Consider the following 25,009-nt stretch of genomic DNA (forward strand, 5'->3'; position numbering starts at 1 on the left):
CTCTGCAGATCATGAGAATCCTCGATGCGGGGGCTCGGGTCATCGCCCCCCGCATCGAGGATTCTCATGATCTGCAGAGGGGCGGCATGGGGGGCGAGGCGGTCCCATAGTCCGGCGTCTTCCAAGAGCAGACGGGCTGGTTGCAGCAGCGCGGTGGAGCGCATGTCGGCCCCTTGGGCGGAGCCATCGGTGACGGGTGGTGTGGGATCGACGCAGATCACGTCAAAGCCCGCCGTACCGAAGGCCGCCGCGGCGGTCAGGCCGGCGATGCCGCCGCCGGAAATCAAGATGTCGCAATCAAAGGTCATCAGCCCGCCACCCGTGTCAGGAATTCGCAAAGGTCTTGCGTATGGTAGTGGATGTGATCGCCTTCGCCACGTGTGGGCGCCACATGCACCGTGCGCATCCCCAAGGCGTGCGGGGCCGCAAGGTTGCGTGGATCATCCTCAAACATCGCGGCGGCTGCGGTTTGGAAACCGTCGATGGCAAAGACCTTGTCATAGGCTGCGGCTTCGGGTTTTGGCAGGAAATCAGCGTGTTCGACGCCGTAGACCGCATCGAATAGCCCCGAAAGCCCGCGTGCCTCAAGCACCCGTTCGGCATAAGGCGCGCAGCCATTGGTATAGACGATGCGCCGCCCCGGCAGAACGCGGATCGCTTGGGCCAGCAGCGGGTCGGGGGTCAGCCGGTCCATCGGGATGTCATGCACATCCGTGAGGTAGGGGCCGGGATCGACGCCATGTTCGCGCATCAGCCCTGCCAGCGTGGTGCCATAGGTCTGCCAATAGTGCTGGCGCAGGTGGTTGGCCTCGGCCCGGTCGACCTTGATGGCGCGCATGACCCAATCGACCATACGCGCTTCGATCAGATCGAAAAGCCGCGCCTCGGGGGGGTAGAGCGTCTGATCAAGGTCGAAGACCCAGGTGGTGACATGAGAGAAAGCATCGCGCGGCATGGCGCAGAGGTAGGCCGAGGCGGGCAGCCGCGCAAGCCCTCCCGGGTTGCGCATATGGTCGCGGTGAGTAAGGTGGCGCAACTTTCAAGGACTTGTACCCAATGCCTGACGCCAAAACCGGCCCGACCGACGCCTATTCGATGATACTAGAGGCCATCGACATCGGCACCTATCGCCCCGGTGACCGGCTGGTAGAAAGCGAGTTGGCCGAGCGCTTCGGCGTGTCGCGCACCCCGATCCGTGAAGCTTTACAACGGCTTGAGACCCAATCGCTTTTGATGCGTGACGGGCGCAGCCTGATCGTGGCCTCGCTGGATCACAACCAGATGGCCGAGCTTTACGTCGTGCGGGGGGAGTTGGAAGGGCTGGCCGCGCGTCTGGCCGCGCGCCATGCCACGGCTGAGGAAGTGCGCGTGCTGCGCGAGATGGTGGATGCCGACAACGCGCTGGCGGGCAATCCCAATGCGCTGGCGCGGGCGAATAAGCGGTTTCACAAGCAGATCCATCTGGCGTCGCACAACCGCTATCTGGTGCAACAGCTTGACCTTGTGCACCGCTCCATGGCCTTGATGGCGACCTCTTCGCTTGCGGTGGAGGGGCGTGGGGAGATCGCGCAGGCCGAACATAACCGCATCGTGGAAATGATCGAAGCGCGCGATGAGGATGGCGCGGATGAGGCGCTGCGCACGCATATTTCTGTCGCCTTCATGACCCGATTGAAGCAGGAAGCGGCCCGGCGCGAGGAAGATTTTTAGGCGTCTTTTTCTGCGGCCTTACGTAGTAGGGCAACGTACAACCATGGGCGGTTTTGTCCCAAAAGTGGGGGCTGCGATAGAGCTCACAAAGTGCCTTGGCAGCGGCTACGGCCCCCAGGGCAAAATAGAGCGGGAAGGTGATAACCCAAGGCAGCAGGTGGCGCTGCCCACGGTTTGAGACCGCAGTCACAGAGGCGCAGAGGTTCAGCAGTTCGGACAGGATGAACAGTGCGAATATCGCCGTCATGGTGGGTGGGGCAAGCCAATCAGTGACCGGGTGGTACAGCCCAAAGAAGCTTAGCCAGAGCGACCAGAGCAGCGGGGCGAGGGCGAATTGCGAGACCGTCGCAATAAAGATCGCCTGCACGCCGATGAACCGCCGCAACCCGAGGTCTTCCAGCAGGGCACGCGGCCTCTGCATATGGACGGCCCATGTGATAAGATAGCCCTTCAGCCACCGCGATCGTTGCCGCACCCAAGGCCAAGGGCGGCAGTTGGCCTCCTCAAAAGTGGTGGTGGGTATTAGTTCGGTCACATAACCGCGCCGCGCCAGTCGAAGACCCAGATCGGCATCCTCTGTCACGTTATGCGCGTCCCAAGCGCCGAGCCGTTCAAGGATATCGCGCCGAAAAAACAGGGTTGTTCCACCCAAAGGGACAACCAGCCCCAGTCGGACCACACCGGGTAGGATCACCCGCCACCACGTTGCATATTCGATGGCGAAACAGCGGGCCATCCAATTGCTGCGGCTGTTGTAAAAGTCCAGAACCCCCTGCAAACAGGCGACATTCTCGGGCGCGTTTTGAAAACGGGTTACGATCTGTTCGATCTGGTCCGGCTCTGGCGCATCCTCGGCGTCCCACACGCCGATGATACTGCCCCGGCAGAAGTCGAGCGCGTAGTTCAGCGCGCGGGGCTTGGTCTTGAGCGCCCCGGCGTCGGGCACTTCGATCACGCTGATCCACGGCGGTAAAGGGGTGCGGGCGATGGTCTTTCGGGTGAGGTTGTCGCTTGCTTCGAGGACCAAGACCACCTCCAGCAGTGACTTGGGGTAGGTCAGCCAAGACAGCCGCGCGATAAGCGCCTGCGCGATCTCTTCCTCATGCAGCAACGGCACGAGGACAGAGACGCGGGGCAGGCGGAACCCTTTCATATCACTGGCCTTTGGCGGTGCCCGCGGTGGGGCGGGTCGCATGAGAGACGCCCATAGGGCCGCCGCCTTGAGGCCACTGGTCAAAAGCAGCGTAACGGCCCCCCAGAGAAGCGCCACGGCGAGGACTGCCGAGGGAAAGAATACCAGCAGGGCAACGAGGGACAGCAGAATGCCCTGCAACGCAAACCGCCGTTTTCGGCTGCGCACCCCCCAGTTTCGACAGCTTTCGGCATCCGCCACACGGGTGACGGCGTGATGCGCGAGCTCTGTCGCATAAAGACGGCCGATCTGGGTCTGCACCTGCTGGGGGTCGGCGATGACCAGCACCAAGGACTCCCCCCTTTCACCCAAGGCACTGCAAAGATTGGAAAATTCGGCGGGACGGCTGCTGGCCACGAACAGCCGGTCGCCCAGTTCTAGCCAAGGCACCGCGCCAAATTTCAGACAGAGGCGCGCGGGTATCCGAGCAGAAAGGCGCGGATCGGAGGGGCTGCGCGTAAGATCGACAGGCTGCGCACCGTACTGCCGGGCGAGCGCCCTGACGATGTCATCAGGCCCGACCAGCCCTTCGGTCGCAAGGACCTCGCCCAAGGGGGCGTCGATCCGGCGCTGTAGGTCGAGCCCGTGGAGCAGATCGCTTGGCCCGATGACCCCCGCCGCAATCAGATGCTGACCCAACCGCATCCGGCGGGCGGGCGCGGCGGCCATACGCGGCGCTGAGAGTTTAAGGCGAAGGTTGCTCATTCCGTGCCCCGTCGAGGTTCCGGAATGAGACTGGCAGGCGACCGTTAATTGGGAATTAACAGCCGCCTATGCAATCAATGCATGTGGAAAATTTTAGGCGTTACGCGCGGCCATGGCTTCGCTGAAACGCTCAAACAGGTAGTAGCTGTCCTGCGGGCCGGGGCTCGCTTCGGGGTGGTGCTGCACCGACCAAACGGGGCGGCCATCGACGCGAATGCCACAGTTCGACCCGTCAAAGAGCGACACATGCGTCTCGCGTACGCCTTCAGGCAGGGATTGGCCATCGACTGCGAAACCGTGGTTCATCGAGGTGATCTCGACCTTGCCAGTGTCATAGTCCTTGACCGGGTGGTTCGCACCGTGGTGGCCGTGGCTCATCTTGACCGTGGTCGCACCAAGCGCCAGCGCCAGCATCTGGTGACCAAGGCAGATGCCAAAGACCGGCAGATCGGTTTTATCCAGCACGTCGCGGATCATCGGCACGGCATAGGCGCCGGTCGCTGCCGGATCGCCCGGACCGTTGGAGAGGAACACGCCGTCCGGTTTATGCGCCATGATATCGTCATAGGTCGCGGTGGCGGGCAACACGGTCACGTCGCAGCCCGCAGAGGCGAGGCAGCGCAGGATGTTGCGTTTCGCGCCGTAGTCTACGGCCACGACCTTGTGTTTGGCCTCGGTCTGGGGCGCGTAGCCGTCGGGCCATGCCCACCGCATCTCGTTCCAACGGTAAGTCTGGGCGCAGGTGACATCCTTGGCCAGATCCATGCCTTCGAGACCGGCAAAACTGCGGGCGGCGGCGACCAGCGCTTCGATGTCAAAGTTGCCGTCGGGGTCATGGGCGAGGGCGGCATGCGGCGCGCCCTGCTGGCGGATCGCACGGGTCAGGCGGCGGGTGTCGATACCACCGATGGCGATGCGACCACGTGCGGCCAACCAATCCGACAGCGGCTGGATGTTGCGCCAGCTGCTGGGCGTGGTGGGCATCCATTTGACGACCATCCCGGCGGCGACCGGGTCGCCGGTCTCGTCATCTTCGGGGTTGGTGCCGACATTGCCGATATGCGGGAAGGTAAAGGTCACGATCTGGCCCGCATAGGAAGGGTCGGTCATGATCTCTTGGTAGCCGGTCATCGCGGTGTTGAAACACAACTCCGCCACGGTCTGGCCGGTGGCGCCAAACCCCATGCCGTAGAAAATCGATCCATCCGCAAGGGCAAGGCAGGCGGTTGGGCGTGGGCGAGCGGGCGCGGACATGGGGCAGTCTCCGGGCAGAAATGGGCGGGTAAACGGGTGGCAACCTAATCCCGCGCGGGCGCGGGGTCAATAGCCGGAGAGAAATGAGATATCGTTTTATAACAGTGGGTTACCTTCCGTCGCCCCCCATTGCTCCGCGCGGAGAGAGCAGGTAAGCTGCGACACTTGGATTTAGCGAAACACAGGAAACCACCATGTCATTGCGGATGCGCATCTCGGATGCTTTGAAACAGGCCATGAAAGACAAGGCGGCGGACCGGCTTTCGACGCTGCGGCTTATCAATGCCGCGATCAAGGATAAGGACATCGCCGCGCGGGCCAACGGCACGGATGAGGGCGTGTCGGATGCCGAGGTGCTGGGCATTCTCAGCAAGATGGCCAAGCAGCGTCAGGAATCGGCGCGCGCCTATGAAGAGGGCGGGCGTCTGGACCTTGCGGAGCGGGAGCGCGAAGAAGTCGAGGTGATCGAAGAGTTCCTACCACGGCAGCTCAGCGTCACCGAAACCTCTGCCGCGGTGGATAAGGCCGTGGCCGATGTCGGCGCGACCTCAATCCGCGACATGGGCAAGGTCATGGGGCTGCTGAAAGAGCGCTATACTGGCCAGATGGATTTTGGCGCGGTGGGGCCGGTTATCAAAGACCGCCTGAGCTGAGCCGCGATCATGGTTTGAGATGAAGGGCTGGGCCGTCGGGTCCGGCCCTTTTTAGGTGTGCAGGTGACGTGACAGATCATCGTAAAGCGCGATGCGCTCCTCTTCGCTGAGAAAGGCCCCGATCTCTACCTCGCGGCCCTCGCCGCGCAGGGTGACGTAATGTGGCACCGGGCCGTCATCGTCGTATTTCTTCACTCGGGTCCAATAGCGGTTGCAGTTCCAATCCTTCACCTCGCCCTTGGCGGTGGTATGCACCAGCCGCGCCGTGGTCTCGTCGAGGGTCAGTACCTCTTCGATCTGGCGGGCGCGATGATTGTGCTGCAAGGCCCAGTAAACCGCGCCCAAGGTCAAGAGCACGAAGGGCAGCAGCCCCCAGAGCAGGGCGGTGCCGAGCATGGCGAAAAGCGGGATCATCGCCAGCGTGAAAGTCGCCAGCATAAAAGCCGCAAAGCCGCGCGCGGGCAGGGATTGATGCGGCCAAAGGCGCATCTGCTGCGGATTGGCGCGGGGCGGGGTTGTCCATTCGTAGGGCATGGGATCGCTCAGGCTCACTCAACCGCCAAGATAGCGGCGCGGCGGGCGATGGCAATGCGGCGCGGGGACGCGGTCAGTCGCCCAGCAGATCCCAGCGGTTGCCGAAAGGATCGCGGAAGACGGCAACTTTGCCATAGGGCTCGTGCCGCGGTAATTCTTCAAATATGACGCCAGCAGTGGTCAGACGGTCGAATTCCGCCGTGAAATCATCTACTTTCAAGAACAGCCAAACGCGCCCCGCGCCCTGTTTGCCAATCGCGGCCTTTTGCTGGTCGTCATCGGCTCGGGCCAGAATGAACCCCGTCTGCGCGCCGGGCGGGGTGACGCGCACCCAGCGTTTGCGGCCCTGATCAACGTCTTCGGTCAGGTCGAACCCCATGACGCCACAGTAGAAATCGATTCCCGCGTCATAGTCAGGAACGATCAAGGTTATCGCAGAGAGATGCATCGTCTCGCTCCAGGTGGCGGGCGCGGAGAAGGCCGCGCCCGCAGGTGGTTTACTCTAGTTCAACAAGCAGGTCCTTGGCGTCGATCTGACCACCGGCCTGAACATGCACGGCCTTTACCACTGCATCACGCTCTGCATGCAGGCCCGTTTCCATCTTCATCGCTTCGATGGTCAAAATCAGGTCGCCCGCCTTGATCTTTTGTCCTTCCTTAACCCCGACAGAGGCCACGACTCCCGGCATCGGCGCACCGATGTGATTGGCGTTGCCGGCCTCGGCCTTGGGCCGCTGCACGGTGGCGTCCTTGACCAGACGGTTCGCCACACGGATCACCCGCGGCTGGCCGTTCAACTCAAAGAAGACCTTCACTTCGCCATCTTCACCTGCCTCGGATTCGGCCTGCAGGCGGATCTCCAACGTCTTGCCGGGGTCGATCTCGGCCGAGATTTCAGCGCCCGGCTCCATGCCATAGAAGAACGTATGCGTGGGCAGGGTGCGGACCGGACCATAGACGCGGTGGCGGCCCATGTAGTCGAGGAAAACCTTAGGATACATAAGGTAGCCGCAGAGATCCTCATCATCGATCTGCATGCCGTCCAATTGCTCGGACAGTTCCTTGCGCAGGGCCTCAAGGTCGACGGGCTCCAGATGTTTGCCGGGACGTTCGGTGTTCGGCGTCTCACCTTTCAGCACTTTCTTGACGATGCCTGCCGGAAAACCGTTGGGCGGCTGGCCCAGATTGCCGCGCATCATGTCGATCACGCTGTCGGGGAAGGACACATCGACGTTCGGATCTTCGACCTGCGCGCGGGTCAGCCCTTGGGAAACCATCATCAAGGCCATGTCGCCCACAACCTTGGAGGAGGGCGTGACTTTGACAATATCGCCGAACATCTGGTTCACATCCGCATAGGTCCGCGCCACCTCGGGCCAGCGGTCCTCCAACCCCATGGAGGCAGCCTGCGCCTTGAGGTTGGTGAACTGACCGCCCGGCATTTCGTGCAGATAGACCTCGGAGGAGGGTGCCTGCATTCCAGTCTCGAATGCCGCGTAATGACCGCGTACTTCTTCCCAGTAATCAGAGATTTCGCGCACGGCCTTCATGTCGATTCCGGTGTCGCGGTCTGTGTGTTGAAGAGCCGAAACCACGGTGCCGAGCGTCGCCTGCGAGGTGTTGCCAGAAAGCGCATCCATCGCGCAATCGACAGCGTCTACCCCCGCCTCAGAGGCCGCGAGGATCGTGGCGGTGGCGCTGCCTGCGGTGTCATGGGTGTGGAAGTGGATCGGCAGACCAACCTCGGATTTCAGTGCTTTGACCAACGCGCGGGCTTGGGCGGGTTTCAGCAGACCGGCCATGTCTTTCAGCCCCAGCACATGCGCGCCGGCGGCTTTCAAATCCTTGCCCATGTTGACGTAATACTGAAGGTCGTATTTCGCGCGATCCGGATCGAAAATGTCGCCAGTGTAGCAGATCGTGCCTTCGCAGACCTTGCCGGAGGAGACCACTGCATCCATCGCCACGCGCATGTTCTCAACCCAGTTCAGGCTGTCGAAAACGCGGAAGACATCGACGCCGGTATTCGCCGCTGTCGCGACGAATTTCTGCACAACGTTGTCGGGATAGTTGGTATAGCCCACGCCGTTGGAGGCGCGCAGCAGCATCTGGGTCATCACATTGGGCAGGGCCGCGCGCAGATCGCGCAGGCGTTGCCACGGGCATTCCTGCAAAAAGCGGTAGGCCACATCAAAGGTCGCGCCGCCCCAGCATTCGACAGAGAAAAGCTGCGGCAGATTGGCGGCATAGGCGGGGGCCACCTTGATCATATCCAAGCTGCGCATCCGGGTCGCCAGAAGCGACTGATGCGCGTCACGCATGGTGGTGTCGGTGATCAGCAACTGACGTTGTTGCCCCATCCAATCGGCCACGGCCTGTGGGCCCTTTTGCTCCAACAGGTTGCGCGTGCCCATCTGCGGCTCGCCACGCAGCACGGGCGGTTTGGGATCGCGAACATGGGCAGCAGGCAGGGCGTGGCCCTTGGTCTCGGGATGGCCGTTGACGGTGATGTCGGCGATATAGGTCAGCACCTTGGTGGCACGGTCGCGGCGCTGCTTGAAGTTGAAAAGCTCCGGCGTCTCGTCGATGAACTTGGTGGTGTATTCATTGTTCAAAAACGTCGGGTGCTTCAGCAAGTTTTCGACAAAGGCGATGTTGGTTGACACGCCGCGCACGCGGAATTCGCGCAAGGCGCGGTCCATCCGCGCAATCGCCATCTCGGGCGTGGGTGCCTTGGCCGTGACCTTGGTCAGCAGACTGTCGTAGTAGCGCGTGATCACCCCGCCCGCATATGCGGTGCCGCCATCCAGACGGATGCCCATGCCGGTGGCCGAACGGTAGGCGGTGATGCGGCCATAGTCGGGGATGAAGTTGTTCTGCGGGTCCTCAGTCGTGACACGGGTTTGCAGCGCGTGACCGGTAAGAGAGATGTCTTCCTGACGCGCCTTGCCGGTGGCTTCGGCCAGTGGTTTGCCCTCGGCGATGAGGATTTGCGCGCGGACGATGTCGATGCCGGTGACCTCTTCGGTGACGGTATGTTCGACCTGCACGCGCGGGTTCACTTCGATGAAGTAGAACTGGCCGTTGTCCATATCCATCAGGAACTCGACGGTGCCCGCGCTTTCATAGTTCACATGGGCGCAAATTTTGCGGCCCAACTCGCAGATTTCGGCACGTTGTTCTTCGGTGAGGTAGGGGGCCGGGGCACGCTCAACCACCTTTTGGTTGCGGCGCTGGACAGAGCAGTCGCGCTCATAGAGGTGGTAGATATCCCCCTGTTTGTCGCCCAAGATTTGCACTTCGACGTGGCGGGCGCGGAGGATCATTTTCTCCAGATATCCCTCACCATTGCCAAAGGCGGCTTCGGCCTCGCGACGGCCTTCGCGGACTTTTTCCTCGAGTTCCTTTTCCGACATGATCGGGCGCATGCCACGACCACCGCCGCCCCATGAGGCTTTGAGCATCAGCGGATAGCCGACTTCCTTCGCCTCGGCGCGGATTGCGTCCATGTCGTCACCCAGCACTTCGGTCGCAGGAATGACCGGCACGCCGGCTTCCATGGCAACGCGGCGGGCGGAGGCTTTGTCGCCCAAAGCGCGCATGGTTTCGGCGCGGGGGCCGATGAAGGTGATGCCGTTCTGCTCGCAGGAATCGACGAACTCGGGGTTCTCTGAAAGCAGACCGTAGCCGGGGTGGATCGCGTCAGCGCCTGCGGCCTTGGCCACGCGGATCATCTCGTCGATGCTGAGATAGGCGGCGACGGGGCCGAGGCCCTCGCCGATGCGGTAGGCCTCATCCGCCTTGAACCGATGCAGGCCTAGCTTGTCTTCTTCGGCGTAAACCGCGACCGTTTTCTTGCCCATCTCATTGGCGGCGCGCATGATGCGGATCGCAATCTCTCCGCGGTTGGCGATCAGGATCTTTTTGAAATCGGTCACTCGTTGGTCTCCCCTGCTGGATTTAACGGCAGCTTAGGGATGCTGCGGTGCAGCGCAAGGGGGCTGTGGCAGTCTTTGTCACATTTCTGCAAGCTTTCCGATCAGAGCGGCGAGAGATCGAAGGGGGCGGGCAGGTCGCGCAGGTTGCCTGCGCCCAACTGCCCCATATTGGCAGTAAGATCGCGCGCGAGCAGATCGATCAGGTGATCAACCCCGCGGGGCCCGAGTGCGGCGAGGGCAAAGTGGAAAGCCCGGCCCAGCATGACGAAATCCGCGCCGAGCGCGAAGGCACGCAGAATGTCGAGACCCGATTCCACGCCGCTGTCAAAGATCACCGGCAGTTTCGTGGCCGCACGAATGGCGGGCAGCGCCTCGGCGCTGGCGGGGGCGGCGTCGAACTGACGGCCCGCGTGGTTCGAGACCCAGATCGCATCCGCGCCGGCTTTCTCTAGGGCAGTCGCATCTTCTGGGCGCAAGACACCTTTGATCACCAGCGGGCCATCCCAATGGGCGCGCAGCCAGTGCAGATAGTCCCAATCGGGCGCGGTGCGCAGCAGATAGCCGACATGGGCGGTTGGCGGCAGGTTCGCGCTGGCCGTGCCTTCGGTATATTTGTCGAGCATCTTCATATGGGGCAGACCACGCCGCGCCATGCCCATGGCCCAAGCGGGCCGCATCGCCACCTGTGCCATCAGGCGGGGGGTAAGCTTGGGCGGGCTGGTCAAGCCAGATCGGGTCTGCCGCTCACGGCGCGAGGCAACCGGAACATCGACGGTAAGGACGAGTGTGGTAAAACCCGCGGCCTTGGCGCGGGCCAGCATGTCGGTGCGAATCTCGGGGTCCCGCGGGGGGTAGAGTTGGAACCAACCATGCGCGCCCAGATGGGGTGCAACATCTTCGGGGCTTGTGGCGGCCACAGTGGAAAGGCCAAAGGGAATGCCCGCCCGATCCGCCGCGCGGGCAAGGTGTGCTTCGGCATCGGGCCAGATCAGGCCGGACATGCCCAAGGGGGACATGCCGAAGGGCAGGGGCAGCTTTTGGCCCATCAGCTCAACGCTGAGATCGGGTGTGAATTCACCGTGCAACACCGATGGCATAAGCCCGACACGGTCCAAGGCCGCGCGGTTGCGGTGTTTGGTGGCCTCCGTCCCGGTTGCGGAATCAAGGTATTCCCAAACGAATTTAGGCAGGCGCGATTGCGCGCGGCTGCGAAGGTCCGAAAGGGCGGGATAGGTTGCATGTAGGTCCATGGCGGCATTTGCGCCAAAGGGTTGCGGATTGTCCAGATAGAGAAGAAGCGCGGAGATCGGGCCGGCGCCCCGCCGTCGGCGTAAGGGCGCCGCGCGTGCGGCGCGGTTTGCCGCCCGCCGGCTTACTGGCGGAAAACTGACCGGGCGAGCGGTGCTGCTTCGCTGATCTTACGGTTCGGTGCGGTGGGTAGATTGCCGGCCATATCCACAAGTGCTGCGATGGCCGCTTCGATTTCATCGCTGTCGCCGTTGGTCCCCCCATGCATATCGATCAAATGCACGGTCGGGGTCGCCTCGGCATCCAGACGTTCCTGCGCGATCGAGCGTAGCTCTTGCATGGTGCTGTCGATGGCGCGGCAAAGCCCGGCCAGCATTCCCGCCGATCCGGTGAGTTTCGCCGGGTCGATCAACCCTTTTTCAGCGGCATCCAGCACCGTCGAAATTTGTTCGAGTTTGAATGAAGAGGTCGCCGCGAAATAGCGCACATCCTCAAAAGCGAGGGTATCGCGGTTATCCCGTTGCACCCGTTCAACGACAATGGCGCTGCCCACAACCCGATCAATGCCGCGGTAAGACTGGATATAATGCAGCGTGGTGTCCCAGATCAGCGGCCCACGCGGCATATGCAGCATCTCACGGTAGCGGATTTGACCTGCGTTTGAGACGCAGCGCGCATAGCGTTCATTGACCGCCTCCGCCTCTTCATAGGGCATTAAACTGTGCAGGGGGCGGTTTATCACCTCATCCATCACCATGCCGCTGTGCGCTTCATGGGCGGTGTTGAGGGCAAGAAGTTCGAAGTGCCCGCTGTCGGCGTTCAATTCCGCAATGAACATCGGCAGCTTGAACCGGTCAATCTCTCGGCGCAGTACCGAAGTATCATCATTTCTGAACATGAGCGGTTCCTCTCGTTTGTCGTTGTGTCATCACCTTGGCCCCAAAGCATTATCAACGGGTAAAGATTTGCCCTGCATTTGAAATTCCCGGTCATTGCGCTCCCGCCCCATGACGCCTAATAGTCTTTCGAAGGAACATTTGCGGAACGTCTCTTTATCTCGTATCGCGGACGCGCTAGATTGTGGGCATGAGTGATTTTGACGAAATGGACGCCTTTGAGGGCGCTTCCCTGTCCGCCCGCGCCATGGCTGCGCGCCCGCAGCCTTATCTGGAGGGGTTGAACCCCGCCCAGCGTGCTGCGGTGGAGACATTGGACGGCCCTGTGTTGATGCTTGCCGGGGCGGGCACTGGTAAAACGCGGGCGCTGACGGCGCGAATCGTGCATCTGCTCAACACCGGGCGCGCACGGCCGCATGAGGTTTTGGCGGTCACCTTTACCAACAAGGCCGCGCGCGAGATGAAGAACCGCGTGGGTCAGATGCTGGGCCAGCAGGTGGAGGGGATGCCGTGGCTTGGCACGTTCCACGCGATCTGCGTCAAGCTGCTGCGGCGCCATGCTGAATTGGTAGGGCTGAAAAGCAATTTCACGATCCTCGATACGGATGACCAGCTGCGTTTGCTTAAGCAGTTGGTCGCCGCAGAGGGGATCGACGACAAACGCTGGCCCGCGCGGATGCTGGCGGGGATCATCGACGGCTGGAAGAACCGCGCCCTGACCCCCGATAAGGTTCCAAGTGCGGATGCCGGGGCCTATAACCACCGTGGGCCGGAGATTTACGCGCAATATCAACGCCGTCTGGTTGAGCTGAACGCCACCGACTTCGGTGATCTGCTGCTGCATATGGTGACGATTTTTCAGGCGCACCCGGATGTGCTGGCCCAGTATCAGCGCTGGTTCAAATATATCCTCGTCGACGAATATCAGGATACCAACGTGGCCCAATACCTGTGGCTGCGGCTGCTGGCGCAGGGGCACAAGAATATTTGTTGCGTCGGTGACGACGACCAGTCGATCTATGGCTGGCGCGGGGCCGAGGTGGGCAACATTCTGCGGTTTGAGACGGATTTCCCCGGTGCCCATGTGGTGAAGCTCGAGCAGAATTACCGCTCGACCCCGCATATTTTGGCCGCCGCGTCAGGCGTGATCGCGGGCAATGAGGGGCGGTTGGGCAAGACCCTGTGGACCGAAGAAACCGAGGGCGAAAAGGTGCGCCTGATCGGCCATTGGGATGGTGAGGAAGAGGCGCGCTGGATCGGGGATGAGATCGAATCCGCGCAGCGTGGCACGCGAGGGCTCGACCCATTCTCGCTTGATGATATGGCGATTCTGGTTCGGGCAAGCCACCAGATGCGTGCCTTTGAAGACCGATTCCTGACCATCGGCCTGCCTTACAAGGTGATCGGTGGCCCCCGATTCTACGAGCGTTTGGAAATCCGCGATGCCATGGCCTATTTCCGCGTGGTCACCAGCCCCGACGATGATCTGGCCTTTGAGCGGATCGTGAACACGCCAAAGCGCGGCCTGGGTGAAAAGGCGCAGCAGAAAATCCAGCGCACCGCGCGCGAACATGGGGTGAACCTTGTCGAAGGGGCGCGAATTCTCTTGGCACACGGGGGGATCAGAGGCAAAGGGGCAGCACAACTGCGGCTGTTGATTGACGGGATCGACCGTTGGGCAGCAATGCTGCAAGGCCCGCGGATCGAGATCAGCGAAGACGACTCGGTACTTGATGATGGCGCAGCGCCGCTGCGGGTCGATTACGGCCCGCCCGAGGTCTCTCATGTTGAACTGGCTGAAATGATTCTCGACGAAAGCGGCTATACCGGCATGTGGCAGAATGACAAAACGCCCGAAGCGCCGGGGCGGTTGGAGAACCTCAAAGAGCTTGTGAAAGCGCTGGAAGGGTTCGAGAACCTGCAAGGCTTCCTCGAACATGTCAGCCTGATCATGGACAATGAACAGGAGGGCGATGGCGAAAAGGTTTCGATCATGACGCTTCATGCGGCCAAGGGGTTGGAATTCCCTATGGTTTTCCTGCCGGGTTGGGAGGATGGATTGTTCCCCTCGCAGCGCTCGATGGATGAAAGCGGGTTAAAAGGGCTCGAAGAGGAGCGGCGGCTGGCCTATGTCGGCATCACCCGCGCCGAGCAGATTTGTACGATCTCTTTCGCTGCCAATCGCCGGGTCTTTGGTCAGTGGCAAAACGCGATGCCGTCCCGTTTTATTGATGAGCTGCCCGAAGAGCATGTGGATGTGCTGACCCCGCCGGGGCTCTACGGCGGTGGTTTCGGCGCCGCGATGCCGCAATCCGACCTGCATGACCGCGCGGCAAGCGCGAATGTCTATAATTCTCCGGGGTGGAAACGCCTGCAATCGCGCAGTGGGGCGCGGGGCACCAGCCAGCCGCGCGAAAGCCGCAATGTCACGATCGACATGCAGGCGGTCGCCGCCTTTGAAATGGGCGAGCGGGTTTTCCACGATAAATTCGGCTATGGCGAGGTGATCGGTATGGAGGGCGACAAGATGGAAGTCGCTTTTGAAAAGGCCGGGACCAAGAAGGTCGTGTCGCGTTTCCTGACCGGTGGTAACGACGTGCCGTTCTAACGCGCCGTCGTACCGCTTTGGCGAGGCTGTCAAAAGCCCGCTTAAACAAGGCCTTAAAAACAAAAACGACGACACCTTGGGAGGAAGGTGCCGCCGTTTCTATGTCGGCCCGAAGCGTCGAGGGAGGGTCGGCTTCGGGTCTCCTTGCGGGGTCCGCCTCATTCAGGGAGGAGGAAGGTGACGCGCACCCCGACTTTCAGACGGCAGAACAGGGAGGGGTTCTGACGTCCGATCTCTATCTCTGCTTAGCCGCGGGAAGATTCCCATGCGACGCGGCGCAGTTCGGAACGGCTCAGACCAAGGTCGGCCAGTTCGCGTTTGCTCAACGCGCTCAGACCGTCGAAAGTTTCACGGTACAGACGGTGCTGTTTGTAGCGGGTTGCCAGTGCTTCGAATGCGCCGCCGATACGGGCGAAGACGGAAGTTGTGTTTGCGGTTGTTGTGTTCATGTAAGCCATTTCGGCGCCTCTTTTTTCATCGGTTAATCATCTCGTTGCGTGCTATTTACGCTCTTTCTGCATTTGCACAACGGGCATAAAGTCAATGCCGCTATGCAGAAATCGCATAGGTTTGGATTGGCGCAACTTATTGATTAGAAACGGTTTTGATGCTGCGGCGAAACGGCGCAACGTCATAAAACTGTCATATGGGGGTGAAGTGGGGAAAGGGGGCGACGACATCTGGGAGGAGGTAGATGTCGCCGCCAATTACAGACACATCCGGGAGGAGGATGGAGGCGTCTGGTCTTTCCAAACTCAGCTGCATCCGGGAGGAGGAGGGATGCATCCAAGTCTTGGTCAAATCAGACACATTCGGGAGGAGGATGAATGTGTCTGGTCTTTCCGAAAGCGGGGCGCTTGGCCCTGCCTATGAACCTAAGTTAGCGCTAATTGCTGCGAGTGCACAATATTTCTTTTTGCAATGCTGCTATGCGGCGAAAACATGGTGCCCCTGCGTAATCCTTGGGCATTCCGCCTCATCCCTATGCAAAAATGGCCGTCCCCTTGCGCTTGGCGCAGAACCTGCCATTTCAGAAGCCGTAATAGAGGAGAATTTGCGCATGTCTGTGACCAAAGCAGAAGTCGAAGCGGCGCTGGCGCGGGTGCAACTGCCCGACGGGAAAAGCCTGCTGTCCCATGATCTGGTCCGCGCGCTGGTCGTCGAAGGCGATAAAGTGCGATTCGTCATCGAAGCGCCCAACGCCGATGTCGCGCGCCAGATGGCCCCCCTGCGTGACGCCGCAGAGCAGGTGGTGCGCGATTTGCCCGGGGTAGGTGATGTATCGGTTGCCCTGACCGCCCATGGCCCCGCCCCGAAAGCGCCCAGTCTCAAGATTGGTGGGCACCCCAAACCGCAAGAGGGGCCGATGAAGCCCAGTGGCGTGAAGCGCATCCTTGCCATCGGCTCGGGCAAGGGTGGGGTCGGGAAATCAACCGTCAGTTCCAACCTCGCGGTGGCGCTGGCGCGGGCGGGGCGCAAGGTGGGTCTGCTTGACGCAGATATATACGGTCCCAGCCAGCCGCGCATGATGGGGGTGAATAAACGCCCTGCCAGCCCCGACGGCAAAACGATCATTCCGCTGCAGGCCCATGGCGTGACCATGATGTCGATTGGTTTCATGTTGGAAGAGGGCAAGGCCGTGGTCTGGCGCGGGCCGATGCTGATGGGCGCGCTGCAGCAGATGCTGGGGCAGGTAGAATGGGGCGAGCTGGACGTGCTGCTTGTCGATCTGCCGCCCGGTACGGGTGACGTGCAGCTGACGCTCTGCACCAAGTCCGAGCTGTCGGGCGCGATCGTGGTCAGCACACCGCAGGATGTGGCCCTTATCGACGCGCGCAAGGCGCTGGACATGTTCGCGACGCTGAAGACCCCCGTGCTGGGCCTGATCGAGAATATGTCGACATTCGTCTGCCCCGATTGCGGTTCTCAGCATGAAATCTTTGGTCATGGCGGCGTCGCGGCGGAGGCCGACAAGATGGGGGTGCCGCTGCTGGGCAGCCTGCCGATTGATCTGGACACCCGTCTGGCGGGGGACCACGGCACGCCGATCGCCGCGGGCGAAGGGCCGATGGCCGACGCCTATGCGCGTCTTGCGCGGGGTCTGATCGACGGCGGTATGGCCTGAAATGGGGTGGCGCGGGCGGCTACCCCAGCTCGCGCCCTTCGACCAGATGACCATAGAGCGTTGTCAGCATCGAGACGAAAACCAGCCCCTCTATAAGGTAGATCGCTGAATCCAGCATCAGGCGCAGGCCGGGGTCGGCGGGCGGCAGTATGCTTGCGATCACGCCCAACAACGTATTCACCACTGCCAGCAATACGGCCAGCGCCCAGAGCGTGCCTGCCAGCGGTTCCGTCGCGCGCCAGCTTTCGCGTACTGACATAACGTGCCCTAAGGCGGCGGCGGGCAATACCAGGCTGAGCCGCAGGGCCAGCCATAGGAAGGCCACGCCCGCCACCAGTCCGATCAAGAGCAGCGCCGCGGGGCTCGACCCGGTCAGCCCGCCCAAAAGCAGCATGGCGAGGCCTATGGGAAGGGCCGCAAGAAACTGGACGAAGCCCAGAACGATGGCCCGCCAGACATAGGCCCCGAACAGGCGCGCGCCGGGGCGCAGGTCGGTCCCGCCATGGCCAAGCAATACATAGCGGTGCCAGAGAATGGCCATCAGCGCATATCCAAGGATGCCGGCCAGCCCGCAGGCAATCAGGATCAAGAGTTGATCCGTGGGCGGCGGCGCGGCGTTGTCGATCACCTGATCCATCGCTCCAAGCGCATCTCCGGCCAGCACACCCGCCACGGCGGCAGCGCCCATCACCCAAAGCACCGCGGGCAGGATCACCCGCAGCGTGGTGGAGGGCGCGTAAAACAGCATGTTCAGCGCGTGGGTGAATAGAGCCGTGGCTTGGATCATGATGCACTCCATCATTTTGCGGCACTACATGGCGTGGGTGGGCCGAAAGGGCAAGATCCAGTCGGTTAAGGGAGGCGTGGGCTTGGTAAAGCATGGGTGGCTGGGACGTAATGGGAAAAGTCGCGGGAATGCATGGGAAGTCTGGGAAATTATGGGCACGCCTTGCGCTATTGGCGGGTTCTGCCGATTCGCGGGCATGGGACTTGGCGTGCATTCTTAGGGTTCGGTTGGCGTTCTGCGGAACAGGCAACGAACACGCCCTGTGGATAACTATGTGCGCAAATTTTAGTGGGAAACTGTGGGATATTGTGCAGCCCGCAATTCATTAACAAGATATTGTGTTTGAGGTCTAAAGGATCTCAAATTAAGCCATTTTCCGCTCAAAAAGTTATACCAGATGTTGTTCCCACAGCCTGTGCAAAACAAAATATTGGGCATATTTCTAAAAAATATGTAGACGCCCATCAATTCCCATGGCATCCCTGGTGCATCGGATGAGAACGGGACACGGGGCAGCAAACGACCCCAAAAATAATCAAAACCTAGCAGGTTTCATACAGGCACCTCGCTTTCATCAGACCAAAGAGATCCGGCGCGCGAGCGAGCAGACATCCCCCCAGGTGGCGCGCGCAGTCGGACTTCCCCCGCCAAGCTGCGGGACGTGGGCGGCGGGTTGATCAGTGGCAGCAGATCAACCCGCCGTTTCCATTTCCGGGGCAGGGCAGAAAGACGAAAAAACGAATTAAGCGCAAAGGCGCAAGAGGCAGGGACAGAACGTGAGCCGCAGGTTCAGAGGCGAAAGCCACCACAAGGTCGATACGAAGGGGCGGGTGTCTATCCCAGCCTCTTTTCGGCGTGTGTTGGAGGCTGGCGACCCAAACTGGAAAAGCGGCGACAATCCCGAATTGGTCATTGTTTATGGCGACCAGCGCCGCAACTACCTTGAATGCTATACCATGGAAGCCATCGAAGAGGTCGACGCCAAGATCGACCGCATGCCCCGTGGCTCCATGCAGCGTAAGGCGCTGCAGCGTCTGTTCCACGGCCAGTCTTTCCCGACCACGGTAGATGAGACAGGCCGTTTGGTGCTGCCTGCCAAGCTGCGCAACAAAATTGAACTCAACGGCGAGGCGTTCTTTATCGCTGCCGGTGACACCTTCCAGATTTGGAAGCCCGAAACCTACGAGACCGAGGAAGAATCCTGGCAGCAAGAGCTGCCCGACGATGTCGACCCGCTCTCGTTCCTTGATGGTGATATGGAGGTCTGACGGAATGGTTGCTGCCTCTAACCCTTCCGCCCCTCACACCCCCGTTCTGCTGCGTCCTATCCTGAGCGCCGTGGCGCCCGTGGAAGGGGTCTGGCTTGATGGTACCTTTGGCGCGGGCGGCTACACCCGTGGTTTTCTAGAAGCCGGCGCCGCGCGTGTGATCGCGGTGGACCGTGACCCTCTGGCGTTCGAGATGGCAGCGGAATGGGCGAGCGACTATGGCGACCGCATCACCATGCAGCAGGGCGTCTTCTCGTGTATGGATGAATATGCCCAAGATCTTGATGGGGTGGTGCTGGATCTCGGCGTTTCTTCGATGCAGCTTGATCAGGCCGAGCGTGGGTTCTCCTTTATGAAGGACGGCCCGCTCGACATGCGGATGAGCCAAGATGGCCCCTCGGCGGCCGATCTGGTCAATGAGGCTGAAGAAGAGATCATCGCCAATATCCTGTTTCAATATGGTGAAGAACGCGCCTCCCGCCGGATCGCCAAGGCGATTGTCCGCGCACGGGAAGACACGCCGATCACCACCACGTTAGAATTGGCCAAGCTGGTCGAAGGCTGCTTGCCACGTTCCAAGCCCGGTCAAAGCCATCCCGCGACGCGCAGCTTCCAAGCGCTGCGCATCGCGGTGAACAATGAATACGGCGAATTGTTTCAGGGGCTTATGGCCGCTGAACGCGCGCTAAAGCCGGGCGGGAAACTGGCCGTGGTGACCTTTCATTCGGTCGAGGACCGCATGGTCAAACGCTTCCTCACCGCGCGGGCAGGGGCCGGGGGCAATGCCAACCGTTTCGCCCCCGCGCTGGAGCAGGAAGCCCCGCAGTTTAAACTGAAATCGCGCAAGGCTATCGGGCCTGACGCGCAGGAATTGGACGAAAACCCGCGCAGCCGCTCGGCCAAGCTACGGGTCGCCACGCGCACCGATGCGCCCAGTGGCGAGATTGACGCGAAATCCATCGGCATGCCGATGGTCAGGGGGATCTGAGAGATGCGCACGGTGATGTATATCCTCACCACCATTGCCGTGGTTGGACTGGCCTTCTGGGCATACCGCGAGAATTACGCGACCCAGCAGGCGCTGAGCGATGCTGACAGGCTACATGCCAATATCCGCGCCACCCATGCCCGTCTGGCCGTCCTGCGCGCCGAATGGGCGTTCCAAAACCGCCCTGACCGGCTGCGCGATCTGGCCGACCTGAACTTTGACCGCCTCGGCCTGTTGCCACTGCATCCCGGCCAATTCGGTCAGGTCGATCAGGTCGCCTATCCGCAGCCGCCGTCTGAACTGCTGCCGATCACCGATCCTGTGGATGTCTCGACCATGAATTACGACGCGCTCACAGGCGCGGATGAGTCCGAGGAGGACTTTGAATGATCCGCACCCCGCTTCGCCCATTGGCCCGCATCCTCGACGCCCGCGAAAAGGGCGAAAACCCCGACGCGATTGAGCGTGAGAACAAGCGCATCCGCCATGAGCAGATGCGCGACAAGGCCCGGATGCGTGCCGAGGGACGGCTTTTGGTGCTGGGCGTCTGTTTCCTTTGTGCCTTCACCGTCATCGGCGGGCGCATGGGTCTTTTGGCGATGTCTGAGCCGTCCGAGCCGCGCGGCCACGCGCCGGGGGCCGTGATCTCGGCCTCGCGCGCCGACATCACAGACCGCAACGGCAACCTGCTGGCGACGAACTTTGAGACCCACGCGCTCTACGCGCAGCCGCGCCATCTGATCGACCCCGAAGTGGCGGCCAAAAAGTTGGTCAAAATCTTTCCAGACCTCAATGAAGAGCGTCTGATCAAGGATTTCACGGGCAAGCGTAAGTTCCTGTGGATCAAAAAGAAAATTAGCCCTGAGCAAATGCAGGCCGTGCATGACATCGGCGATCCGGGGCTGCTGTTCGCACCGCGCGACATGCGCCTTTATCCAAACGGTTCGCTGGCCGCACATGTGCTCGGCGGGGCGAGCTATGGCAAGGAAGGCGTCCACGCCGCCGAGGTGATCGGCGTCGCGGGGGCCGAGAAATATTTCGACGACTACCTGCGCGACCCGGCAAATGGCGCGAAACCGTTGGAGCTGTCGCTCGACCTGACTGTGCAGGCGGCATCTGAGCGGGTGCTCTATGGCGGCATGAAGCTGATGAACGCCAAGGGTGCCACGAGCATTCTAATGGATGTGCACACTGGCGAGGTGATCTCGGTCGCGTCGCTGCCTGATTTCGACCCCAACAACCGCCCGCGTCCGCTGACCCAAGGGGATGCGTCTGACAGCCCGCTGTTCAACCGGTCGGTGCAGGGGGTTTACGAGCTCGGCTCGACCTTCAAAATCTTTGCGGCAGCTCAGGCGGTGGAGTTGGGCCTGTTCAACGCCGACACGATCATCGACACCTCTGGCCCGATGAAGGTTGGCGGTTTCCGCATCGGTGAATTCCGCAACAAGAACTACGGCAAGCTGAGCGTCGCCGACATCATCGTGCATTCCTCGAACCGGGGCACAGGCCGGATGGCGCTGGAAATCGGCATCGAGCGGCAGCAAGAGTTCCTCAAAAGCCTTGGTTTCTTTGAACCAACCCCCTTTGAGATCGTCGAAGCCTCGGGCGGGAAGCCGCTGTTGCCGAGCCGCTGGACCGAATTGTCGAGCGTCACGATCTCCTATGGTCACGGCCTGTCGAGCACGCCGATGCACCTTGCCGCGGGCTATGCAGCCATCGCCAATGGCGGGCGCGTGGTGAAGCCCACGCTGCTGAAACAATCCGCCCCCCAGCTCGGCCCCCGCGTCATGTCGGAAGAGACTGCAGCACAGGCCCGCAATATGCTGCGCAAGGTCGTCACCGATGGCACGGCGAGCTTTGCCGAGGTGCCCGGCTATCAGATCGCGGGCAAGACTGGCACGGCGGACAAGCCCAAGCCAACTGGTGGCTATTATGAGGACAAGGTGATCAACACTTTCGCCAGCATCTTTCCCATCGATAACCCCAAATATGTGCTGATCGTCACCTTGGACGAACCGGTGGAAACCTCTGGGCCGAAACCACGCCGCACGGCGGGTTGGACAGCCGTGCCCGTGGCCGCCGAGATGGTCCGCCGCATCGCGCCTTTGCTGGGCCTGCGCCCCGCTGTTGAACCGGTGAACAACGCTGTGCTAACGCTGACCAGCAGCAACTGAAAAGACATCTCTATGACCGACCGGGCCGTACCCCTTTCCTCCCTCGGGCTGACAGCGCGGGCGGGGGCCAACCCCATGATCACCGGGATCGCCGTGGACAGCCGTGAGGTCCGCGAAGGCACGCTCTTCGCCGCCATGCCGGGCAGCCGCGTGCATGGGGCAGAGTTCATTCAATACGCCCTGCGGATGGGCGCGGCGGCGGTGCTGACCGACGCGGCAGGGGCGAAACTCGCCGCCGAGGAACTGGCGGGCTCTGACGCGGCGCTGGTGGTCTCCGACTCCCCGCGCGAAGCGCTGGCGCGGACGGCGGCTCTGTGGTTCGGCGGCCAGCCCGCCACGATGATTGCCGTGACTGGCACCAACGGAAAAACCTCGGTCTCGACCTTTGTGCGCCAGATTTGGGTTGAGATGGGATTGCCTGCCGTGAACCTTGGCACCACTGGGGTCGAGGGCGCTTGGGCCGCACCGCTGGCGCATACCACGCCCGAGCCGATCACCCTGCACCGCACGCTGGCCGAGGCCGCACAGAACGGCATCACCCATGCGGCGATGGAGGCATCAAGCCACGGGCTTGACCAGCGCCGTTTGGACGGGGTGACGCTCAAGGCGGCGGGGTTCACCAACTTCACCCAAGACCACCTTGATTATCACGAAACATTCGAGGCCTATTTCGCCGCAAAGGCCGCGCTTTTCGCCCGCGTCTTGCCCGAAGACGGCACCGCAGTGGTCAATATTGACGACGAAAAAGGCGTCGACATCGCCGCCATCGCCCGCGCGCGCGGCTGTGAGGTCATCACCGTGGGCCGGGACGGGGGCGATCTGCATTTGCAGGGCCAGCGTTTCGACGCAACCGGGCAAGACTTGCGCTTTAGCTGGCGCGGCAAGACCTATCAAAAGCGGCTTAATCTGATCGGTGGTTTTCAGGGCGATAACGTGTTGCTGGCCGCCGGGCTGGTCATCGCCTGCGGGGCCGACCCGCAAGAGGTTTTTGACACACTGCCGCATCTCACCACCGTGCGGGGCCGGATGCAGCTTGCCGCCACCCGCGACAATGGCGCGGCGGTGTTTGTGGACTACGCCCATACGCCCGATGCGGTGGCCACCGCACTCGCCGCCATGCGCCCGCATGTCATGGGACGGCTCGTTGCCATCGTGGGCGCGGGCGGGGACCGAGACCGGGCCAAGCGCCCCTTGATGGGGCAGGCAGCGGCCGAGAATGCGGATATGGTGATTGTTACCGACGACAACCCGCGCAGCGAAGACCCGGCCAGCATCCGCGCCGCTGTACTGGACGGCGCGCCCGATGCGATGGAGGTCGGCGACCGCGCCGAGGCAATCCTGCGCGGCGTCGATGCTTTGGAGCCGGGCGACGCGCTGTTGATCGCGGGCAAGGGCCATGAAACCGGGCAGACCGTTGGTGACGACGTGCTGCCCTTTGACGATGTAGAACAGGCCAGCGTGGCCGTGGCGGCACTGGACGGGAGATTGGCATGAGCCTTTGGACAGCGACAGAAGCGGCGGAAGCCACGGGGGGGCACGCGCAGGGCGATTGGGCCTGCAACGGTGTGTCGATTGACACGCGGACCTTGCAGCCCGGTGATCTCTTTGTGGCCCTCAAGGCCGCGCGGGACGGACATGAATTCGTGGCACAAGCGCTTGAAAATGGCGCGGCAGCGGCTTTGGTGACCCATATTCCCGAAGGCGTGGCGGAAGATGCGCCGCTTTTGATCGTCGATGATGTGCAAACAGCGCTCGAAGCGCTTGGCCGGGCAGGGCGCGCCCGGCTTGGTCCGCAGGCCAAGGTGGCGGCGGTGACTGGCAGCGTTGGGAAAACCTCGACCAAAGAAATGCTGCTGGCGATCTTTGGCGATCAGGGCCGCGCCCATGCCAGCGTCGACAGCTATAACAACCACTGGGGCGTGCCGCTGACGCTGGCCCGGATGCCGCGCGACACCGATTATGCGGTGATCGAAATTGGCATGAACCACCCCGGAGAGATTGCACCGCTCGCCAAACAGGCGCGGCCCGACGCCGCGATGGTCACCAATGTGGCCGCCGTGCACCTCGAAGCCTTCAAGGATGTCGCCGCCATCGCGGTGGAAAAGGCCAGCATATTTGACGGCATGGAGCCGGGCGGCGTGGCGGTGATCAACGCCGACCATGAACATAGCGATATCGTGCTCGACAAGGCGCTGGAACGGGGCCTGCGCGAAACCACCTTTGGTCAAGCGGGCCATCACTACAAGCTGGGCGAGGTCAAAGTGCAGGGCGATGCCACCGTGGCCCAAGCCGAGGTCGAAGGCGCGCCGCTGATCTTCAAGATTGACACACCGGGGCGGCATTTTGCGATGAACGCGCTTGGCGCACTGGCACTGGCCGAGGCGCTTGGCGCGGATCGGGCGCTGGCGGTGCAATCGCTGGGCCGCTGGTCGCCCTATGCGGGACGCGGGGTGCGCGAGCGCATCCAACTGGACCCCGTGGATACCCATTTGGCGCTGGAGCTGATCGACGACAGCTATAACGCTAACCCGACCTCCATGGCCGCGGCGCTAGAGGTGCTGGCGGCCTCGGAAGTGACCCATGACATCGGGCGCGTCAGCAAGGGGCGGCGGATCGCCTTTGTCGGCGATATGAAAGAACTCGGCCCCGAGGCGTTGGCGTTGCACGCGGGGCTGGCCGATCTGGAGGCCACCCGCGCGCTCGACGTGGTGCATTGCGTCGGCCCGTTGATGAAAGCCTTCTACGACAACCTGCCCGAACACCAGCGTGGCGATTGGACGGAAACCGCCGCAGAGATGTTGCAAGGACTCCGCGCACGGCTCGATTCCGGCGACGTCGTGCTGATCAAAGGGTCGCTTTCGATGAAGCTGGGCGGTATTGTTGACGCCATCCGCAAAATGGGCCATCCGGTCCCGACCGCCTGATCGGC

General features: G+C 61.9%; 21 protein-coding genes. 10 read left to right on the forward strand and 11 right to left on the reverse strand.

Going from position 1 to position 25,009, the window contains the following annotated elements:
• Together A3722_RS04385 and A3722_RS04390 are read right to left on the reverse strand one after the other, a co-directional pair.
• The coding region (locus A3722_RS04385) for an FAD-dependent monooxygenase (RefSeq protein ID WP_150120439.1) at nt 1-308 on the reverse strand (308 nt) is incomplete at its 3' end.
• The gene (locus A3722_RS04390) at nt 308-955 is read right to left on the reverse strand and encodes a pyrimidine 5'-nucleotidase (protein WP_067622732.1); all 648 of its coding nucleotides are present in this window, start codon (nt 953-955) and stop codon (nt 308-310) included. The genes A3722_RS04385 and A3722_RS04390, both read right to left, overlap by 1 nt.
• Nucleotides 956-1,056: 101 nt before the next feature.
• On the opposite strand from A3722_RS04390, the gene A3722_RS04395 reads away from it, so the two are divergent.
• On the forward strand, nt 1,057-1,710 hold the full coding sequence (locus A3722_RS04395; RefSeq protein WP_067622715.1) for a GntR family transcriptional regulator: 654 nt from the start codon (nt 1,057-1,059) through the stop codon (nt 1,708-1,710).
• On the opposite strand, the gene A3722_RS04400 is transcribed toward A3722_RS04395, so the two are convergent.
• Both A3722_RS04400 and carA read right to left on the reverse strand, forming a co-directional pair.
• Nucleotides 1,661-3,607, reverse strand: a complete 1,947-nt coding sequence (locus tag A3722_RS04400; RefSeq protein ID WP_067622718.1) for a glycosyltransferase family 2 protein — start codon at nt 3,605-3,607, stop codon at nt 1,661-1,663. The genes A3722_RS04395 and A3722_RS04400 overlap by 50 nt on opposite strands.
• Before the next feature lie 93 nt (nt 3,608-3,700).
• Nucleotides 3,701-4,861: a glutamine-hydrolyzing carbamoyl-phosphate synthase small subunit gene (carA, locus tag A3722_RS04405; protein ID WP_067622721.1), complete on the reverse strand. Its 1,161-nt coding sequence runs from the start codon at nt 4,859-4,861 to the stop codon at nt 3,701-3,703.
• 194 nt (nt 4,862-5,055) lie between these two features.
• Here carA and A3722_RS04410 point away from each other — a divergent pair, with 194 nt between their 5' ends.
• Nucleotides 5,056-5,514: a GatB/YqeY domain-containing protein gene (locus A3722_RS04410; protein ID WP_067622724.1), complete on the forward strand. Its 459-nt coding sequence runs from the start codon at nt 5,056-5,058 to the stop codon at nt 5,512-5,514.
• 51 nt (nt 5,515-5,565) lie between these two features.
• Here A3722_RS04410 and A3722_RS04415 read toward each other — a convergent pair whose 3' ends face one another.
• The 5 genes from A3722_RS04415 to A3722_RS04435 all read right to left on the reverse strand — a co-directional run bounded on the left by A3722_RS04415 (nt 5,566) and on the right by A3722_RS04435 (nt 12,132).
• Complete coding sequence (locus A3722_RS04415) at nt 5,566-6,048, reverse strand: DUF2244 domain-containing protein (protein WP_067622726.1); 483 nt, start codon at nt 6,046-6,048, stop codon at nt 5,566-5,568.
• Nucleotides 6,049-6,121: 73 nt separating this feature from the next.
• Nucleotides 6,122-6,496 carry a VOC family protein gene (locus tag A3722_RS04420; protein ID WP_067915943.1) on the reverse strand — a complete coding sequence of 125 codons (375 nt, stop codon included), beginning with the start codon at nt 6,494-6,496 and terminating at the stop codon, nt 6,122-6,124.
• 49 nt (nt 6,497-6,545) lie between these two features.
• Nucleotides 6,546-9,986 (reverse strand): pyruvate carboxylase, encoded by a 3,441-nt coding sequence (locus A3722_RS04425; protein WP_067626821.1) that lies wholly within the window; start codon nt 9,984-9,986, stop codon nt 6,546-6,548.
• A 101-nt stretch (nt 9,987-10,087) separates the two neighbouring features.
• Nucleotides 10,088-11,236 carry an alpha-hydroxy acid oxidase gene (locus A3722_RS04430; protein ID WP_067626819.1) on the reverse strand — a complete coding sequence of 383 codons (1,149 nt, stop codon included), beginning with the start codon at nt 11,234-11,236 and terminating at the stop codon, nt 10,088-10,090.
• A 122-nt stretch (nt 11,237-11,358) separates the two neighbouring features.
• Nucleotides 11,359-12,132 (reverse strand): hypothetical protein, encoded by a 774-nt coding sequence (locus tag A3722_RS04435; RefSeq protein WP_067626817.1) that lies wholly within the window; start codon nt 12,130-12,132, stop codon nt 11,359-11,361.
• 188 nt (nt 12,133-12,320) lie between these two features.
• Between A3722_RS04435 and A3722_RS04440 the strand changes: the two genes are divergently transcribed.
• Nucleotides 12,321-14,738 (forward strand): ATP-dependent helicase, encoded by a 2,418-nt coding sequence (locus A3722_RS04440; protein ID WP_067626815.1) that lies wholly within the window; start codon nt 12,321-12,323, stop codon nt 14,736-14,738.
• A 245-nt stretch (nt 14,739-14,983) separates the two neighbouring features.
• Here the strand turns inward: A3722_RS04440 and A3722_RS04445 are convergent, their stop codons facing one another.
• Nucleotides 14,984-15,196 (reverse strand): DUF1127 domain-containing protein, encoded by a 213-nt coding sequence (locus A3722_RS04445; protein WP_067626813.1) that lies wholly within the window; start codon nt 15,194-15,196, stop codon nt 14,984-14,986.
• Nucleotides 15,197-15,798: 602 nt separating this feature from the next.
• On the opposite strand from A3722_RS04445, the gene A3722_RS04450 reads away from it, so the two are divergent.
• Nucleotides 15,799-16,863, forward strand: coding sequence for an Mrp/NBP35 family ATP-binding protein (locus A3722_RS04450; RefSeq protein WP_067626811.1), 1,065 nt, complete (start codon nt 15,799-15,801; stop codon nt 16,861-16,863).
• Nucleotides 16,864-16,882: 19 nt separating this feature from the next.
• Here A3722_RS04450 and A3722_RS04455 read toward each other — a convergent pair whose 3' ends face one another.
• Nucleotides 16,883-17,650 (reverse strand): hypothetical protein, encoded by a 768-nt coding sequence (locus A3722_RS04455; protein WP_067626809.1) that lies wholly within the window; start codon nt 17,648-17,650, stop codon nt 16,883-16,885.
• A gap of 776 nt (nt 17,651-18,426) precedes the next feature.
• Here A3722_RS04455 and mraZ point away from each other — a divergent pair.
• From mraZ to A3722_RS04490, 6 genes are read left to right on the forward strand one after another with little or no spacing between them, the layout of a single operon-like run.
• Nucleotides 18,427-18,918 carry a division/cell wall cluster transcriptional repressor MraZ gene (gene mraZ / locus A3722_RS04465; RefSeq protein ID WP_082849350.1) on the forward strand — a complete coding sequence of 164 codons (492 nt, stop codon included), beginning with the start codon at nt 18,427-18,429 and terminating at the stop codon, nt 18,916-18,918.
• A 4-nt stretch (nt 18,919-18,922) separates the two neighbouring features.
• Complete coding sequence (rsmH, locus tag A3722_RS04470) at nt 18,923-19,906, forward strand: 16S rRNA (cytosine(1402)-N(4))-methyltransferase RsmH (protein ID WP_067626803.1); 984 nt, start codon at nt 18,923-18,925, stop codon at nt 19,904-19,906.
• Between the two features lie 3 nt (nt 19,907-19,909).
• Nucleotides 19,910-20,296, forward strand: coding sequence for a cell division protein FtsL (gene ftsL / locus A3722_RS04475; protein ID WP_067626801.1), 387 nt, complete (start codon nt 19,910-19,912; stop codon nt 20,294-20,296).
• Nucleotides 20,293-22,080 (forward strand): peptidoglycan D,D-transpeptidase FtsI family protein, encoded by a 1,788-nt coding sequence (locus tag A3722_RS04480; protein ID WP_067626799.1) that lies wholly within the window; start codon nt 20,293-20,295, stop codon nt 22,078-22,080. Before ftsL ends, A3722_RS04480 begins: the two co-directional genes overlap by 4 nt.
• Nucleotides 22,081-22,092: 12 nt before the next feature.
• A complete protein-coding gene (locus tag A3722_RS04485) occupies nt 22,093-23,574 on the forward strand; it encodes a UDP-N-acetylmuramoyl-L-alanyl-D-glutamate--2,6-diaminopimelate ligase (protein WP_067626797.1) in 1,482 nt (493 codons plus the stop codon).
• Nucleotides 23,571-25,004, forward strand: a complete 1,434-nt coding sequence (locus tag A3722_RS04490) for a UDP-N-acetylmuramoyl-tripeptide--D-alanyl-D-alanine ligase (RefSeq protein WP_067626795.1) — start codon at nt 23,571-23,573, stop codon at nt 25,002-25,004. Before A3722_RS04485 ends, A3722_RS04490 begins: the two co-directional genes overlap by 4 nt.
• Nucleotides 25,005-25,009: the final 5 nt, after the last annotated feature.

The organism is Sulfitobacter sp. HI0027 (assembly GCF_001634775.1).
Classification (GTDB): Bacteria; Pseudomonadota; Alphaproteobacteria; order Rhodobacterales; family Rhodobacteraceae; genus Sulfitobacter.

What these genes read in the sequence shown, in the direction of transcription:
- A3722_RS04390 (WP_067622732.1), bottom strand. Translation starts at nt 955, where the DNA reads ATGCCGCGCGATGCTTTCTCTCATGTCACCACCTGGGTCTTCGACCTT.
- A3722_RS04430 (WP_067626819.1), bottom strand. Translation starts at nt 11,236, where the DNA reads ATGGACCTACATGCAACCTATCCCGCCCTTTCGGACCTTCGCAGCCGC.
- A3722_RS04485 (WP_067626797.1), top strand. Translation starts at nt 22,093, where the DNA reads ATGACCGACCGGGCCGTACCCCTTTCCTCCCTCGGGCTGACAGCGCGG.
- A3722_RS04395 (WP_067622715.1), top strand. Translation starts at nt 1,057, where the DNA reads ATGCCTGACGCCAAAACCGGCCCGACCGACGCCTATTCGATGATACTA.
- A3722_RS04455 (WP_067626809.1), bottom strand. Translation starts at nt 17,650, where the DNA reads ATGATCCAAGCCACGGCTCTATTCACCCACGCGCTGAACATGCTGTTT.
- A3722_RS04400 (WP_067622718.1), bottom strand. Translation starts at nt 3,607, where the DNA reads ATGAGCAACCTTCGCCTTAAACTCTCAGCGCCGCGTATGGCCGCCGCG.
- A3722_RS04445 (WP_067626813.1), bottom strand. Translation starts at nt 15,196, where the DNA reads ATGGCTTACATGAACACAACAACCGCAAACACAACTTCCGTCTTCGCC.
- A3722_RS04440 (WP_067626815.1), top strand. Translation starts at nt 12,321, where the DNA reads ATGAGTGATTTTGACGAAATGGACGCCTTTGAGGGCGCTTCCCTGTCC.
- A3722_RS04480 (WP_067626799.1), top strand. Translation starts at nt 20,293, where the DNA reads ATGATCCGCACCCCGCTTCGCCCATTGGCCCGCATCCTCGACGCCCGC.
- ftsL (WP_067626801.1), top strand. Translation starts at nt 19,910, where the DNA reads ATGCGCACGGTGATGTATATCCTCACCACCATTGCCGTGGTTGGACTG.
- A3722_RS04450 (WP_067626811.1), top strand. Translation starts at nt 15,799, where the DNA reads ATGTCTGTGACCAAAGCAGAAGTCGAAGCGGCGCTGGCGCGGGTGCAA.
- carA (WP_067622721.1), bottom strand. Translation starts at nt 4,861, where the DNA reads ATGTCCGCGCCCGCTCGCCCACGCCCAACCGCCTGCCTTGCCCTTGCG.
- A3722_RS04410 (WP_067622724.1), top strand. Translation starts at nt 5,056, where the DNA reads ATGTCATTGCGGATGCGCATCTCGGATGCTTTGAAACAGGCCATGAAA.
- A3722_RS04415 (WP_067622726.1), bottom strand. Translation starts at nt 6,048, where the DNA reads ATGCCCTACGAATGGACAACCCCGCCCCGCGCCAATCCGCAGCAGATG.
- A3722_RS04420 (WP_067915943.1), bottom strand. Translation starts at nt 6,496, where the DNA reads ATGCATCTCTCTGCGATAACCTTGATCGTTCCTGACTATGACGCGGGA.
- rsmH (WP_067626803.1), top strand. Translation starts at nt 18,923, where the DNA reads ATGGTTGCTGCCTCTAACCCTTCCGCCCCTCACACCCCCGTTCTGCTG.
- A3722_RS04490 (WP_067626795.1), top strand. Translation starts at nt 23,571, where the DNA reads ATGAGCCTTTGGACAGCGACAGAAGCGGCGGAAGCCACGGGGGGGCAC.
- A3722_RS04435 (WP_067626817.1), bottom strand. Translation starts at nt 12,132, where the DNA reads ATGTTCAGAAATGATGATACTTCGGTACTGCGCCGAGAGATTGACCGG.